At 55.7% G+C, this 15406-nt stretch carries 12 protein-coding genes; 7 read left to right on the top strand and 5 right to left on the bottom strand.

Going from position 1 to position 15406, the window contains the following annotated elements; all coding sequences use genetic code 11:
- Positions 1–141: 141 nt before the first annotated feature.
- On the bottom strand, positions 142–1311 hold the full coding sequence (locus ACFE7X_RS11200) for an SMP-30/gluconolactonase/LRE family protein (RefSeq protein WP_375435751.1): 1170 nt from the start codon (positions 1309–1311) through the stop codon (positions 142–144).
- A 483-nt stretch (positions 1312–1794) separates the two neighbouring features.
- On the opposite strand from ACFE7X_RS11200, the gene ACFE7X_RS11195 reads away from it, so the two are divergent.
- On the top strand, positions 1795–2316 hold the full coding sequence (locus ACFE7X_RS11195) for a hypothetical protein (protein ID WP_375435750.1): 522 nt from the start codon (positions 1795–1797) through the stop codon (positions 2314–2316).
- On the opposite strand, the gene ACFE7X_RS11190 is transcribed toward ACFE7X_RS11195, so the two are convergent.
- Both ACFE7X_RS11190 and ACFE7X_RS11185 read right to left on the bottom strand, forming a co-directional pair.
- The gene (locus ACFE7X_RS11190; protein WP_375435749.1) at positions 2313–3356 is read right to left on the bottom strand and encodes a hypothetical protein; all 1044 of its coding nucleotides are present in this window, start codon (positions 3354–3356) and stop codon (positions 2313–2315) included. The genes ACFE7X_RS11195 and ACFE7X_RS11190 overlap by 4 nt on opposite strands.
- A gap of 184 nt (positions 3357–3540) precedes the next feature.
- Positions 3541–3942 carry a hypothetical protein gene (locus ACFE7X_RS11185; RefSeq protein ID WP_375435748.1) on the bottom strand — a complete coding sequence of 134 codons (402 nt, stop codon included), beginning with the start codon at positions 3940–3942 and terminating at the stop codon, positions 3541–3543.
- Between the two features lie 312 nt (positions 3943–4254).
- Between ACFE7X_RS11185 and ACFE7X_RS11180 the strand changes: the two genes are divergently transcribed.
- On the top strand, positions 4255–4650 hold the full coding sequence (locus ACFE7X_RS11180) for a hypothetical protein (RefSeq protein ID WP_375435747.1): 396 nt from the start codon (positions 4255–4257) through the stop codon (positions 4648–4650).
- A gap of 113 nt (positions 4651–4763) precedes the next feature.
- On the opposite strand, the gene ACFE7X_RS11175 is transcribed toward ACFE7X_RS11180, so the two are convergent.
- The gene (locus tag ACFE7X_RS11175) at positions 4764–6317 is read right to left on the bottom strand and encodes a hypothetical protein (protein ID WP_375435746.1); all 1554 of its coding nucleotides are present in this window, start codon (positions 6315–6317) and stop codon (positions 4764–4766) included.
- Positions 6318–6583: 266 nt separating this feature from the next.
- Between ACFE7X_RS11175 and ACFE7X_RS11170 the strand changes: the two genes are divergently transcribed.
- From ACFE7X_RS11170 to ACFE7X_RS11160, 3 genes are all read left to right on the top strand, one after another.
- The gene (locus ACFE7X_RS11170; RefSeq protein WP_375435745.1) at positions 6584–6802 is read left to right on the top strand and encodes a CsbD family protein; all 219 of its coding nucleotides are present in this window, start codon (positions 6584–6586) and stop codon (positions 6800–6802) included.
- Between the two features lie 199 nt (positions 6803–7001).
- Positions 7002–7598, top strand: coding sequence for a DNA-binding protein (locus ACFE7X_RS11165; protein ID WP_375435744.1), 597 nt, complete (start codon positions 7002–7004; stop codon positions 7596–7598).
- Positions 7599–7652: 54 nt separating this feature from the next.
- Positions 7653–8483, top strand: coding sequence for a DUF1206 domain-containing protein (locus tag ACFE7X_RS11160; protein WP_375435743.1), 831 nt, complete (start codon positions 7653–7655; stop codon positions 8481–8483).
- Positions 8484–8606: 123 nt separating this feature from the next.
- Here ACFE7X_RS11160 and ACFE7X_RS11155 read toward each other — a convergent pair whose 3' ends face one another.
- Entirely contained in the window at positions 8607–9830 is a 1224-nt protein-coding gene (locus ACFE7X_RS11155) for an NAD(P)-dependent oxidoreductase (RefSeq protein WP_375435742.1), read from the bottom strand.
- A gap of 251 nt (positions 9831–10081) precedes the next feature.
- Here ACFE7X_RS11155 and ACFE7X_RS11150 point away from each other — a divergent pair, with 251 nt between their 5' ends.
- Together ACFE7X_RS11150 and gcvP are read left to right on the top strand one after the other, a co-directional pair.
- Entirely contained in the window at positions 10082–12286 is a 2205-nt protein-coding gene (locus ACFE7X_RS11150; protein ID WP_375435741.1) for a T9SS type A sorting domain-containing protein, read from the top strand.
- Positions 12287–12470: 184 nt separating this feature from the next.
- The gene (gene gcvP / locus ACFE7X_RS11145) at positions 12471–15395 is read left to right on the top strand and encodes an aminomethyl-transferring glycine dehydrogenase (RefSeq protein ID WP_375435740.1); all 2925 of its coding nucleotides are present in this window, start codon (positions 12471–12473) and stop codon (positions 15393–15395) included.
- Positions 15396–15406 lie beyond the last annotated feature (11 nt).

Here is a 15406-nt window from a genome sequence, read left to right as displayed (position 1 = left end):
CAAAAAAGCAAACCAATCTATTCAAAATAAAATAGAAAGCTCTCCCCTGAACGCGGGAAAGAGCTTTCTGTTACCAATAAACATTGCAAAGGTTTACTACTAAGCTCAGCCTTTACGTTAGGTAAGAGCGTGTATCTCTGGCTATTGCGCCATTCTCATTTTGAATATGTGATACGGCTGATCCTGTCGGCCGATTCCTTTGTTCCAAGTTGCGGTTTTGTGAATTGCAGAGTTGGTAATGTATAGCATCCCATTGGGCCCAAAGGCGAAGGTATCGGGCCATTCGAGACGGGGATCTTGTACCACCGGCTCGATTTTGCCGGCGGGCGTGCGGCGCACTATCGAGTGATTCTCGAAAGCCGTCATGTAGAGGTTGTTTTGTGCATCAATCTCCATCCCATCGCAAGCGGGCACTTTACCTAAGTCCTCTATTTGCTGACCGAGTTGGGCATCAGTTAATGTGGCATTGCGTAGCGCTTCGGTCTTGATGCGGTACAGTTTGTAACTGGTTAGCGGCTTCCAATAGAGATACTGAAAGTCTTGACTCAAGGCAATACCATCGGCGTTGAAGCGCGCTTTCTTGCCCGTAGGGTCTATCATCTCATGACCATCTGCTTTAATGTTCAGCGTGGTGTCGCCCAGCATGGAAGGGTGCTTCTCCAGCAGTTTGCGGGCCTTACTGGATTTCAAATCCACCACTACCAAGGCTCCAATACCCGACTCGGTGATGTAGGCGTAATTGTGCTCCGTATCAACCCGAACGTCGTTGAGGTAGGATTTACGAGCCGCTACACTTTCTGAGAAGCTGATATTCCGAGTTACCTTGTTGGTCTTCGGATCAATTTCAACCAGCTTCGGGCCCCCAACCACAGTGCCTTTTATATTGGGTGAAGCCGGGTCGAGCACCCATAGCATGCCGGTTTTGTCGGCGTACACGCTCTGCGGACAAATCCAGTGCTTCTGCGGCTCGTTGCGCACAGTTTCATTCCAGGTGCACCAGTTAGCATCTGAATAGGGCTTTACGGAACCATTTGCCCCTATCTCAGCAACCGGATTAATTGGGTTGTTGTCCCAACGCGGAAAATCCCCAAACACTCGCCCATCAGGCAACACGGCAACCCCCACAATCTGCGGCTCCCGAAACGCCGCTACTATCTGCAACGGTGAATTGGCTGGCGCTTGCGGCGCAGTTGCAACAGTGGAATCGGCAGAGATAGTAGCACCAACTTCATTGGCGGTGCTGGAGGGAGATGAACAACTGCTTGCCACTACCAAAGCAAGTAGACTGGCCGGCAAAATAGCTGGTCTCAAAGAAGAAATATTGAGAAGGCAAGGCATGAATTTATGCATGAAAAATTTGGAATAATTGGATGTTGCAGGTTGTCTTACGGCTCAGGTTGAGGTGACTGCCGCTACCGTCCTTTTAGGCCCATAGTTTGGTTGATAACCAATCTTCGGGGGCTACTACTTTACTGCTGCGCCCCGTAAAAGTTGGGTGCGCAACGCACTATTTGGCAGGCTGCGCCGCAACTGGTTGCCAGTTCGTCATGATAATTCTCGTATCTTTGGCGCCTCTTATCATATATACTATCGTTAAGTCCTATATATTATCGTTTTCGTCTGATTTTCACCCCTATTTCTTGCTTAACATGCTTGTTTCGGTCTTTTGGCTGTTGACATAAAAAACCAGGGCAACCTTTTCTATTTGAAAAGGGTTATGCCCGTCCCTGAAGCCGAGTCGGGCCGGCTGTCTACCCTCTCCAGACTAAGTGAGAGTACACGAACCCAAACGCCATGTCCATTGCGTTATTCCTTTTAACCTTCCTCTTTCCTCCCCGCACTATTTCGTCCCCCGCGCTAGCTCTGCCCTCCACTGTAGCTAGCCTCAGCCCCCGTTCGGTGGCCGTTGCGGTACCCATACCGCCAATCAAAAAGCTTCCCAAAACGTTGTCGTACACGGTTACGGCAACTACTTACTGGCCCGAGCCGGGCCAGACCGATAGTGATCCGATGGAAACCGCTGATGGGTCCATCATCCCAACTCGCCATTCGAGCCGCACGCGCTGGCTGGCTGTTTCTCGCGACTTACTCAGGGACGGCGGCGGCCCCTTCCGCTATGGCGAGAAAGTACGGGTTCGTGGCATCTCCACCGCTCTCGACGGTGACTACATAATTCATGACACGATGAACCGCCGCCACCGCCGCAGTGTGGATGTGCTGGTGAACGAACGGGAATGCAAATCGGGCCTCGAAGGCCGTTGGAGCAAAATCAAGCTTAGCAAGCTTACTCCCAAACCGATATGGCAGGCTAGCTAGCCGCCATTTACTTTCTGCTTATTGTTTTCTGTTTCCTCGGGATAGTGCGTCAGGTGCCGAGGTTCCCCATCTGCTTGGTAGAGAAGAGAAAGCGGCTGTTCGGGGTCCCGCATAATTTCTGCGAGTGGAATATTCCACCGCTTCCACATTTCCAGCAACGATTGTCCGTACGCTGCATTTTCCCACGGATTGAAAATGTCGCCCGTGATGTCGTCAATAAGGGTGTCCATTTCGATGTGCATAGCATCGGGCCGACGGCTACGCGGGAAGTAGTCGGGCACCACATTTAAAATGTAAGCAGCGTAGTAGACACGGGCCTTAAATTCAGCCACTTGCACTGGATGCAAGGACCGGCTGGCGTCCTGATACACGCGGCGCATAGCTTGCCCGATAATGCCGTTATCGACGAGGCAAGCGGTTATAACTGCGCTGTCGAGCTTGATGCTGAAGGTGAGGGTGCTCAGGTCGTCGTCGTACTCGAAGGGCATATCGTCCTGAGTGGAATCAACTTCGAGCACAAACAAGGAAGCCGGCGTGAAATCCTCGAACTCGACGGGTACGCGCAAGGCCTGGAAGCACTGAAAAAACGCTTGGAACCGGCGTAGCATCCGCGCGTTTTCGGCCAGCGGATATTGGGGTACCGCCAGTGGGTCCAGTTCGTTGAGTAGCTCCGTTACCAATACCCCGTAGAACATTTTGCCCAGCCACAGGTACAGGGTCTTGTCGTCTAGGCTTTTCAGCGCTTGAACGCCCTGGCTAGTAGCGCCTTCCACTTGTGCCTCCAGGGGCTCAACGTGTTGTGTACGGCAGCGCGGGCAGCAAGGAATGTGCAAATCCTGGTAGGCTACGATGCTAAGGTCGAGCAGCTTGATCTGCCGGCTATGCAAACCGTAGCGCGCCATCAGCCAATCGGCGAAGACGGGCACGAAGTCGGCGGGCGTAGTAGGCGTGCCACACAGGAAACACTGCTCCGGCCCGAAACGCATGCCGTCGAACGGGTCGTAGAAAGTGAAATCGTCGAGAGCAGAAGAATCAGGCATAAGCAGGCAGCCCTGGATAAGGGTCCGCAAAGGTAACCTGCTAAGTAAGTAGAGTGAAAGCCCAACGAGGCTTATTCTGGAGGTGCATTGTTCCACAGAACACGTAGCAAGCCTCTAAAACAACGTAAAACGAAAGCGCCCCGGCCTGACTGGCCGGGGCGCTTTCCTTGTGAAGCAACTTAGCTTAGCGCGAGAGCGAAGACCCCATCTTGATAAGTACTTTGCTTAGATGGCCGAGTGGAGCTGAATAGTCGGCATTGGGGTCGTCGGCTACTTTGGCCGTTTCGGCACCTAGCGTGGCTATAGTTTCCGCTAAATCGTGGGTTTCAGTGTCGGAAGCTGTTAACTGCTCGCGCAACGTAGCAAGCTCCTGGATGATTTTGGCCAAACCGGGCCGTTCGGAGGCTTGCAGCACCGCTTCCCACCGCTCTATTTCGGCCAGGCCGTGTTGGTCACGCTGATCGGGTACCCCAGCGTTGAGCAGGTTGAGAGTGTCTTCGAGCAAAGCAGTACTCTGCTGGTCGGTAACGTCGAGCGGCACATTGGGTGTAGCGGGCGTTTGGGGAGTGGAAGCAGTGGAGTCCATGATGATGTAAGTCAGTGAGCGGGAGAGCTTGCTTTCCTATACTTACTCGCGTCGGGAAAAGTTGAGTTAACTGCTATTATGTAGTAGCAGCGGCTTGTGTAGCCGGTGAGTAGCAAACCGAACTGTATAGCGGGCATCTGCTTGCACCGCTGGAGCTCGCAGCCTGCTTGAGAGAAGAATTAACAGGAACGATGCTGGCAACATTTTTCGAACGCCAGCTCTGCTAAAATGCTCTAATACTGTTGGGTTACTTTTCGAGAAGGGGATGATTAAAGGACGAGTTTCCAACCATCTTTTACTTTCTCCACACTCATGAAAATGTCCCTTAAATTTTTGTTTGTAGCTGCTACCATTGCCTTCGCTGCCACCTCTTGCACCGAAACCGGTAAAGAGAATGCCGAAGCTGCCGCCAACAATACTGAAGCCGCCGCCGAAAATGCCGGTGATGCCGCGTCGGCTGAAGCGAATAACGCCGCTAACGCCACCGAAAATGCAGTGGACAAGGCCGCGGCCAGCACCGAAGCTGCCGCCGAGAATGCAGGCGCGGCCATTGAAAACGCAGGTGAAAAAGCCGGTCAGAAAATAGAGGCAGGTGCCGACAAAGCTGCTGCCGAAACCAATGCCGCCGCCGAAAAAGCTGACGCTAAACTCGACAAAGCCGCCGCCGACGCTAAAGCCGATATCAACAAGGCTGCGCGCGAAGAATAGAATAACCTTAAAATTACAAGGAAGCCGCCCGGCGGAATCTGGCTAGTGCCCGATTTGGCCGGGCGGCTTTTCTGTTTTACTAGTTTAGTTGTTTGTAGTCGGTTACAGCAGCGCTATTTCCTTGCGTCTGCTTCCGCTGGAACATCGGCTAGCTCTAACAGCACCTCGTAGTAAGGTCGGCGCGTTATGCGGGCTTGTAGCCAGGCATAAAAACTGAGCGCCTGCAAATCTTCGCGCTGCAAGGGCAATGACTGCGGCATTTGCGCTACCTGACGGGCAAACTCAGGGAGCTGCATAGCCTCCGGATTGTCGATTATTTCACGCACTAGGCTTAAGTAGCCAAGCACGTAGGCGTACGGGCCGCCATCCTCGACGCCGCTCCGCTCCCGCAACAGCCGCTCGATGGACCGCAGCCGGTTCAGAGCCAAGTCGGGGTTGCCCAGTTCAAATTGAGCCAGCATTTCCCCGATGTTCTTGTTGATCAGCCATTCCAAACCCATTTCCTGCTCGCACCAATGATCGGAGCGGCCAATGTTGATGAGAGCTTGATTGGTTTTGGCGAATTTGCCTTCGGCGAAATAATGGAAAGCCAGCCCCAGACGAACCGTAAGCTGGTCGCGGGGCGAAAGAGTATGGGCAGACGAGTGTAAGGCGCACTCTAGCAATTGAATACTCTCCGCGTTGCGGCGCAGAAAAGCGTAGTTGGCGGCCAGCAGAAACGTGTAGCGCGGCAGCCACTCGGCCCGGTAGCTCGCACCGTCTTCCTCGGTTAGCGCCCCGCGTAGCAATGCCAAATACCGCACCGACTCCTCGAAGCGCCGCACTCGGTAGAGGGCGTGCGCAATCATGTACAGCAACCCCACTTGGTAGTAGCGGTGCGCGGGCTGGAAGCCGTGCCGCTTTTCCATGAGGTGGTAGCAGCGCAGCACAAACGGCGTAAACGAAGCAAAGTCACGGCGCACCAGCATGGCGTTGCGGGCAATGGACATTAGACGATAAAGCACGGCCGGGCGGCGCGCAAACGCTTCCTGCAAATCGTATTCGCGTAATACGTCCTGCAAGATTCCATCAAAGGCCTCGCCGGCCCGGCCTTTCACGCGGGCCTGGCGCAAGCGTTGCCGGATCAGGCTGTCGGCAATGCCAGCGCGTTCTTCTTCATCGGCGGCTTTCTTGTTGAGATGCCGGCAGCGAATAATTTCTTCTAGTGGATCAGCAAATTCACTGTTGGCATGGGCAATTTGCAGGTTGTATACGGTGTTGAGCAATTCATATTGCTCGTTGAGGCGGGCTAGCTTTTCGGCTTTACGCAATGTGGCCCAAGCCAAGCGCGGTACCCCCGCCTCGAATAGGTACTGCGCCAAGGTGAGCGAACCGCGAACCGAAGAGGCCGCCGTGGGGTCGTGCTGGCGCTGGCGCAGCAGAAGGTAGTCGGTGAGGTGGCGCAGCAGACGCTTGCGCAAGGCGTAGTAGGCCGTGGCGTTGGGCTCGTCGGGGTAGAGCCGAGCCAGCAGTTGAGGCGTGGTATATTCTTTGGGATGGAGCAGCAGTTCGTAGAGGCGCAAGTCCATTCGGCCTTTTTGTTTGCGTTTCTGGCGCTGAATAAACTGGGCGAAATCCTTGCGGTCCTCGGGCGAGAAAGTGGCCAGGGTAGTACGCAAATCATCCATATATATAGGTGAAATAAGGTGGGATAGAGTAAGGCACTAACTAATTGAAAATCGCAGGGTAAGGTCAAGAAAATAGCAACCTAAAGAAACCAGGTTGCGCGCAAAACTCAAGCTGCCAGCCGCGACTAAACCGAGGTTATTTTGGTGTAGTAAGGTTGGTATATGCCCCATGGGCAGGAATTAAACCTGAAATAATGTTCAGTTTTTTTGGTCGAGCTTGTAACTGGACCGTATACCTTTACGTCTTCCACCCTTACCCACCTACCATGGACGCTAACAACAACGGCATCGACGACAGCACCGAGTTGCGTACGCGCGGCAATTGGAACGAAATCAAGGGCCAGGCCAAACAGAAATGGGGCGGCCTCACCGACGACGACCTCACGTATGAAGAAGGCAAGCAGGATGAATGGTTCGGGAGCCTACAACATAAGACAGGTGAAGCTGTTGATGACATCAAGGCTTGGTTTAAACGTACTTTCTAAGTGCCAAACATGCTTTCAATGTTTGGATCAGATGCCTCGGACAGCAATGTCTGAGGCATTTGCTTTACAACAGCAGGCTTGTATTCAGAGATATGGATTACTATTTTCTGAAGAGCAGCTTACATAATTTTTCATATATGTATTATAAATATTGTTATCTGACTAACTTTACTAAACTCGCTTTTAGTGTCCCGACTTTATGAGCATTAATCCAGAGGAATTACGTACCCTGGGTGATCCGGCTCTACTACGGCAGCCGAAAACTGCTTTTTTCTGCTCACGTCAATATCCGGAAGCCATCGAACGGCCCACCTACATGTGGGCCCTTGAGCAGCGCTATGATCATACGTGCGTGTTGTCGGGCTTTCATTCCAAACTGGAGCAGGCCGTTTTTCGGTATTTGCTGCAAGGCCCCCAACAGCCTATTATCTACGCGCTAGGACGCGGTATTCAGCCCAATTTGCGTTTTGAATACGGAGCCGAGATAGCAGCAGGCCGCTTGCTTTTCCTTACTCCTTTCGAAAGCACGTTGCGCACCATCACCGACGAGACGGCCGAAATCCGTAATCTGCTAGTAGCTGACTTGGCTGACCAGTTTTTCGTGCCATATATGACGGTCGATGGCAATATCGACCGGCTGTTGGCTCACCCCGTAGCGCAGGGCAAACCCATTCTCACCCTCGACCTCCCCGTGAATTTGCCTTTACTGCAACGGGGCGCGACCATCTACCGGCCAATGGGCGCGCTAGGTCGGTGCGGCGGACTGCCTACTCAGCCGCGTCCACCTCTTGCTTAATCTTAACAGCAACGTTCTGCGTACGGATGGTACCTACCATCCTAACTCCGCACTATGTCTGTCGCTAACACTCTTTCCTCTGCTGTTCCTTCTTCCCCTTCCGCAGGCATTCGGACGCTCGCACGCTTCGGCTTTGCGGCCAAAGGCGTGGTGTATTTGCTGATGGGCATCTTGGCACTGCTGGCGGCCACCGGCCAACGCGGCGGCCAAACCGCCGACAAAGAACAAGCAGTCCAGACGTTGCAGGATGTGCCAGGCGGTCCAGTAATACTCGGCTTTATTGCGTTTGGGTTGCTCGGCTATATTGTCTGGCGCTTTGTGCAGGCGGTCCGCGATACAGAAAATAAAGGTTCGGGGGCCAAAGGAATTGGCCGGCGGCTAGGCTACGTGGGCAGCGGACTACTCTACGCCAGCTTGGCTTGGTTTGCCGCGCAGCTAGCTTGGAGCGGCAGCGCCAAGGCTGGCGGTAATAGCCAGCAAACGCTTACTGCCAAAGTGCTTGGCTGGCCCGGTGGCGACTGGATAATTATAGTGGTGGGGTTAGCCATTATCGGCGCTGGCATCTACCAGCTTGTTAATGCTTACTCTGGCAAGTTTCATAAGCACGTAAACGCCAGCGACTTGCCCGCCAATCAGCAGAGCATTGTGTACCGCACGGGCCAGGTTGGGTACACCGCGCGGGGCATTGTCATGGCTATTATCGGGTACTTCTTTGTGCAGGCCGGCCAACAGTCCCGCGCCTCGGCAACTGGCACCACCGAGGAAGCTTTTGACTTGCTGGCTACTATGGGGCCGGCCGTACTGGGCATTGTGGCGCTAGGCCTTATGGCTTACGGCCTCTACATGTTGGTGCAAGCCCGCTACCCTGTGTTGCGCGGCGTGTAGATAAGCTCATCGAAAAAGTAGTTGAAGTTGTCTGCGCGTTGAAATGTAGCCGCAGCCTTACAACTCAACTCGGCAGCATAAAGCTTGCCTACAGCAAGCGAAGGGCGCTGCTCCACACTACGTCTATTGCTGGGCTACATAGTCGCTTAAGTATTGGTAACGCGGCAGCAGTTGGCCGTTGCGCGCAATGGTTGCCCGCTCCACTACTTCGTCTTGGCCGGACTCGCCTAGCAAGTGGGGCAGTACGTTGTCGATGAGTTGGCGGCTGAAGTCACGGCTGGCGTTGCGCGGCAGTTCGCAGGGCAGGTTATCAACGGCCATAATGGTGATGTTGGCCGGGTTGGAATAGGCGGGTTCCAGTTCGCCAGTGCGGCAATTGTAGTCGAAGGCCGGCTCCGAAATGGTCGTGCTGCGTTTGGTGGTGGGTACCGAGCCGTTCACGTCGCAGGTAACGTCGGCAATGGTGTTGATGCGGAAGTCGGTGCGTTGTGTGTCTTGCTCCGTGAACAGTTGGGGGGCGGCCGGGTGCCAATAGGCGCAGGCAATTAGCAGGTCGGTAACCGGCAGGAAGGTGCCGAAGGTGGATTCGTACTCGTGCGGATTGCGGTGAAAGTCGGGCGTATCCCAGATGCGGCCGTCGCGGCGGCGGTTGTAGTCGGAGCTACGCAGTTGCGTGTATACCGGCTCGTTGAAGTCGAGGTACAGGTAATCGTAGACGCTCACCCGTTTCAGGCCCATCAAATCCAGAACTTCCAGCGCGCCCTGCGCTACTCGCCCCGAACCCGTCACCACTATTTTGATGGGCGGCAGCCGTTTCACCTTGAAAAATTCTTCCTGCATATCCTCCATATCAACGCACTGATACGCTGGCTTGAGAGCATATAGGTTGTGCTTGCGGCCGTAGGTTAGCAGTCCGTTGTAGGCGCCCACAATACCGGCCCAGCGGCCAAACGCCACAATACGCTCGCCTCCCTCCTGATTGGTCATCAACTCATAGTCGATCAGGGTGATGTTGTGCTTGAGTATCGCTCGCAGCAGTTCTCGGTTAGCGGGCTGCTTTTTTACCGTATGTGAAAAAAACAAGTAGGTTTTGTTGGGAATTAGCTGATTTACGGGCACCTCTTTTACGCCCATCAGAATGTCGCAGCCTGCTACATCGGCCCGTACTTCCAGGCCCAGGTCACGGTACTCCTGGTCAGCGAAGCACCGGTGTGGACTTTCCTGCACAATTATGCGCAAACCAGGGTAGTGCGCTTCCGCTTCCACGCATTTCTTGGGTGTGAGGGGCACCCGCTTGTCAGGTGGGGTTTTGCCTTCGCAGATCAGGCCGATGGTTATGGAACTCATATGCTTTACTTGGGTGGGAATCCAACTCAAATCTATTGGTTTTCGCCGGGCTGCTGCCGGGCTCCACCAGTCCGGCAGGGTTGTATGTGCTGCTAAGCTTTAGGCGCTGCCAGCAACTATGGGCAATAGCGCCACCTTGACGTACATGATTATGGTATAGCCCCTTAGCCAGTAGAGCACAGGATGGTTGCAGCACCAGCGCTTGTTTACTTGATAGCACTGAAGTCCCATCCATCCTTCCCCCTACCCCTATGAATCAAACGGTTTACTTACCCCCCATTTCCAAACCAAAGCCCCGCACTCAGCTGCGCCGAATGTTTGCTCTTGCCGGCAGATTTGCCCTTTTGCTTGTTTTGTTGGTGAGTACCGGAGTAGCGCAGGCCCAGCGGCGCATGGAGAAACTTAACCGGAGTGTCGTGGCCATCCGCACTTCTCCCAACACGGTGTATGTAGGATGGCGCCTGTTCGGTACCGATCCGGCCACCATTGCCTTCAACGTGTACCGCGGCACCACCAAAATCAACGCCACTCCTATTACGGGTGCTACCAACCTCATCGACGACACCGATGCCACCGCTACCTACACCGTACGGCCGGTACTGAACGGGGTAGAGCAGGCCGCCTCCGCAGCCGCTAATGTGTGGCAGCAACTTTATCAGCGCATCCCGATTCAGTTGCCCGCCGGGGGCACCACGCCCGACGGCGTGGCATACACGTACTCGGCCAACGACTGTAGTGTGGGCGATGTGGACGGCGACGGCGAGTATGAAATCATTTTGAAGTGGGACCCTTCCAACGCCAAAGACAACTCGCAATCTGGCTACACGGGCAACGTGTACCTAGATGCGTACAAGCTCAACGGCACCCGGTTGTGGCGCATCGACTTGGGCCGCAACATCCGGGCTGGGGCGCACTACACGCAGCTGATGGTGTACGACCTCGATAGTGATGGCAAAGCGGAAGTGGCCTGCAAAACTGCCGACGGTACCATCGACGGCCGTGGCGTTGTCATTGGAGATGCCAACGCCGACTATCGTAACACCGCCGGCTACGTTCTCACCGGCCCGGAGTTCCTAACTGTTTTCAACGGCCGGACCGGTGCCGCCATGGCTACTACGCCTTACTTGCCCGCGCGCGGTGCGGTTACTTCGTGGGGTGACAACTATGGCAACCGCGTAGACCGTTTTGTCTCGACGGTAGCTTATCTAGACGGCGTACGGCCGAGCCTGATTATGGGTCGTGGTTATTACACCCGTTTGGTGCGCGTGGCCTGGGACTGGCGCAACGGCCAACTCACGCAACGCTGGATTTTCGATAGCGACACGCCCGGCAACGGTGCCTATGCCGGCCAGGGCAACCACCAGCTCACCGTGGGCGATGTGGATGGCAATGGCCGCGACGAAGTAGTGAACGGACCTAGCGCCATCCGCGACAACGGCACTGGGCTATATGTGAATGGCCTCGGCCACGGCGACGCGCTGCACATGAGCGACATGAACCCCGACCGGCCCGGCCAGGAAGTATGGCAGCCCCATGAAACTCCGTCTCAATATGGTGTCTATGGCCTCGAATGCCGCGATGCCCTCACCGGCCAGCCCCTGTGGGGCGTACCCGCCACCGGCGACATCGGCCGCGGATTGGCCGCCGATGTAGACCCCAACCACCGCGGCTACGAAATGTGGGGTTCCACTGGCGGGTTGTACACCTGCACGGGCGTACAGATTGGTACCGCCAAGCCTACTATCAATTTTGCGGTATGGTGGGACGGGGACTTGTCGCGCGAGTTGCTGGATGCGGGGTATAATGCGACTACCAACGTTGCCACGGTGCGACTGGAAAAATGGGTTCCGACTACCAACAGCCTGACTCGGCTGCTCACGCCAAGCACCGTCGCCGACGGTGACGCGCAAACCAGCAACGGCACCAAAGCCAACCCGGGCCTAACGGCCGACATCCTCGGCGACTGGCGAGAGGAAATCCTGCTACGGGCCCGCGACAACCAAAGCCTGCTGCTCTACTCGACCGCTACGCCTACCACCGAGCGCATTTACACGCTCATGCACGACTCGCAGTATCGGCTGGCCGTAGCGCACGAAAACTCGGCCTACAACCAGCCGCCGCATACCAGCTACTATTTGGGCACGGGCATGGCCCCGGCGCCTACACCCAACATTGTGTTGGCCGACAGCACCAACAACGGCCCGTTGGGCACTCGCACGGGTAGCCTCAACCGGATTGGGGTGGACGTGTACCCGAACCCAACCACCAGCGCCATCCACATTAAAACAGCCGGACAATTCACTTACCTGATCTACAACTCGGCAGGACAAGTAGTAGAGCAAGGTGAGCGGCGCGACGACCTCACTGGTGGTCTCCACCTGAAACCAGGCCTGTACCTAGTGCGCATACGCACCGCCGACGGACAGCAAACTACGGTGAAGGTGCTCAAACAGTGAGGCCTTCCCTAATACCAATTAGGTAAATGAGCTTGGGGCGGCAGCACGAAACAACATTCGTGCTGCCGCCCTAAACTTTTAAGGGGTTGATGGATTTAGGAAGCAAGCAATTCAGGTTACTTTTTTCAAGTTACCTTTGTTGGGGTCTGTCCTGATACCTTCTTCCTACTACTCAATACTCTATATGTTGCTCCAACCCAAGGCCGCCGACGTATTCATTGACCGTCATAACGGACCTGATTCCGCTGCCGTGGCTGACATGCTGCGCACCATTGGTGTCGATTCGCTTGACCAGCTCATCGATGAAACTGTGCCGGCCGCCATTCGCCTGAAGCAGCCGCTAAACTTACCCGCGGCCCTTACGGAGCGAGCTTTTTTGGCGAAGTTCAAAGGCATTGCCAGCCAGAACCGGCTCTTCAAGAACTACATCGGTTTGGGCTACCACGACACGCAGTTGCCGCCCGTTATTCAACGCAACATTCTAGAAAATCCGGGTTGGTACACGGCCTACACGCCTTACCAAGCCGAAATTGCGCAGGGCCGGCTCGAAGCTCTCATCAATTATCAGACAATGGTGATTGACTTGACAGGCCTCGAAATTGCCAACGCCAGCTTGCTCGACGAAGGCACCGCCGCCGCCGAGACGCTGCACATGTTCCACTCGCTGAGCAAGAAGAAGAACGCTACCCGTTACTTCGTCTCGGAGCAAGTGCTGCCCCAAACCATTGACGTACTGCGCACCCGCGCTACGCCGCTCGGCATCGAGCTGGTAGTAGGCGACCACCGCACGGCCGACCTTACCGATGAGAGTCTGTTCGGCGCCATTCTGCAATACCCCGCCGCCGACGGCGCGGTGTATGACTACACCGATTTTATCTCCAAGGCCCACGACAGTAACCTGTTCGTGACCGTGGCCACCGACTTGTTATCCCTCACACTCCTCACGCCTCCCGGCGAGATGGGTGCCGATGCTTGCGTGGGTAACTCGCAGCGCTTTGGCGTACCTATGGGCTACGGCGGGCCGCATGCCGGTTTCCTGTCCACCAAAGACCAATTTAAGCGCGTCATTCCCGGCCGCATTATCGGTCAGAGCATCGACTCGGCTGGCAACAAGGCCTACCGCATGGCGCTGCAAACCCGGGAGCAGCACATCCGCCGCGAAAAGGCCACCAGCAACATTTGCACTGCGCAAGTGCTGCTGTCGGTGCTGGCCGGTATGTACGCCGTATACCACGGGCCGCAGCGCATCAAGCAGTTTGCCACCAACGTGCACGCCCTGACGCAAGTACTGGAGCAAGAACTGAAAGCCTTAGGCCTCGACCAGCGCAACGAGTTCTACTTCGACACACTCGACATCAAGCTGGAAAGCCAGGAATTACAAGCTGCCATCCGGAAAGAAGCCGAAGCAACGGGCATCAACTTCCGCTACTTCGAGGAGCACGGCACGCCGCGCGTAGGCATCTCGCTGCACCAGAACACTGAGATAGAGGACGTAGCCGATATTGTGGCCGTGTTTGCCAAGGTGCTCGGTAAGGAAGTGAAGCGAGTAGCGCTGCCCACCGAAATTTCGGTAAACTGGCCCGATGCCCTGTTGCGTACCAGCCAATACCTAACGCATTCGGTCTTCAACACGCACCACTCCGAGCACGAGATGCTGCGCTACATGAAGCACCTCGAAAACAAAGATTTAAGTTTGGCGCACTCCATGATTCCGCTGGGCTCGTGCACTATGAAGCTGAACGCCACCGCCGAAATGATTCCGGTAACCTGGCCGGAAATCGGGGGCTTGCACCCATTCGCCCCGCGCGAGCAAGCGCAGGGTTACACCCAGATCTTCCAGGACCTGGAATTGTGGCTGTGCGAAGTAACTGGCTTCGCGGCCGTGAGCTTACAGCCTAACTCCGGTGCGCAAGGTGAATACGCTGGCCTGCTGGCCATCAAAGGCTACCACGATGCCCGCGGCGACCAACACCGCAACATTGCTCTGATTCCGGCTTCGGCCCACGGCACCAACCCCGCTTCAGCCGTTATGGCCGGCATGCAGGTAGTGGTGGTAAAGAGCAGTGAGGCTGGTGAAATTGACGTGGAGGACCTGAAAGCCAAAGCCGCGCAATATGCCGACAAGTTGAGCTGCCTGATGGTGACGTACCCTAGCACGCACGGTGTGTACGAGGAAACCATCATCGACATCTGCGAGACAATTCACCAGCACGGCGGCCGCGTGTACATGGACGGCGCCAACATGAACGCCCAGGTGGGCCTCACGTCCCCCGCTACCATCGGGGCCGATGTGTGCCACCTGAATCTGCACAAAACGTTCTGTATCCCGCACGGCGGCGGCGGACCCGGCGTCGGCCCGATCGGTGTAGTTGCCGACTTGGCTCCCTATTTGCCTGGTCACGTGGTAGTGGATGCCGATGGCCGCACGACAGGCGCGGTATCATCGGCGCCGTGGGGTTCGGCCAGCATTCTGCCTATCTCGTACGCCTACATCAGCATGATGGGCGGCGAAGGCCTCACGGAAGCTACTCGCGTGGCTATCCTGAATGCCAACTACATCAAGGCCAAGCTGGAAGGGCATTACCCGGTGCTGTACACCGGCACTAACGGCCGTTGCGCTCACGAAATGATTCTGGATTGCCGGCAGTTCAAAAAAGCCGGCATCGAGGTAGAAGACATTGCCAAGCGCCTAATGGACTATGGTTTCCACGCCCCTACCGTTTCGTTCCCAGTGGCGGGCACGCTAATGGTAGAGCCCACGGAGTCGGAAAGCAAGGAGGAGCTGGACCGCTTCATCGAAGCCATGATTTCTATCCGCAAGGAAATAGCCGAGGTAGAAGCGGGCCGCGCCGATGCCAAAGACAACTTGCTCAAGCACGCCCCCCACACGGCGGCCGTCGTCCTCACGGAAGAGTGGACCCGTCCTTATAGCCGCGAGCAGGCCGTGTACCCTACCGACTACGTGCGCGCCGCCAAGTTTTGGCCCAGCGTTTCGCGTATCGACTCTGCTTATGGCGACCGAAACCTCATCTGTTCTTGCACCTCGGTGGAAGAATATGCCGACGCCGAAGAAAAGCTGGTTGAAACCGACAAAGGTCCTTCGTACTAACTAGCACGTTG

The organism is uncultured Hymenobacter sp., assembly GCF_964242765.1.
In the GTDB taxonomy this organism is placed as follows: Bacteria; Bacteroidota; Bacteroidia; order Cytophagales; family Hymenobacteraceae; genus Hymenobacter.
Note: the sequence above shows the minus strand (reverse complement) of the source record. Positions and strands in the feature narration are given on the sequence as shown.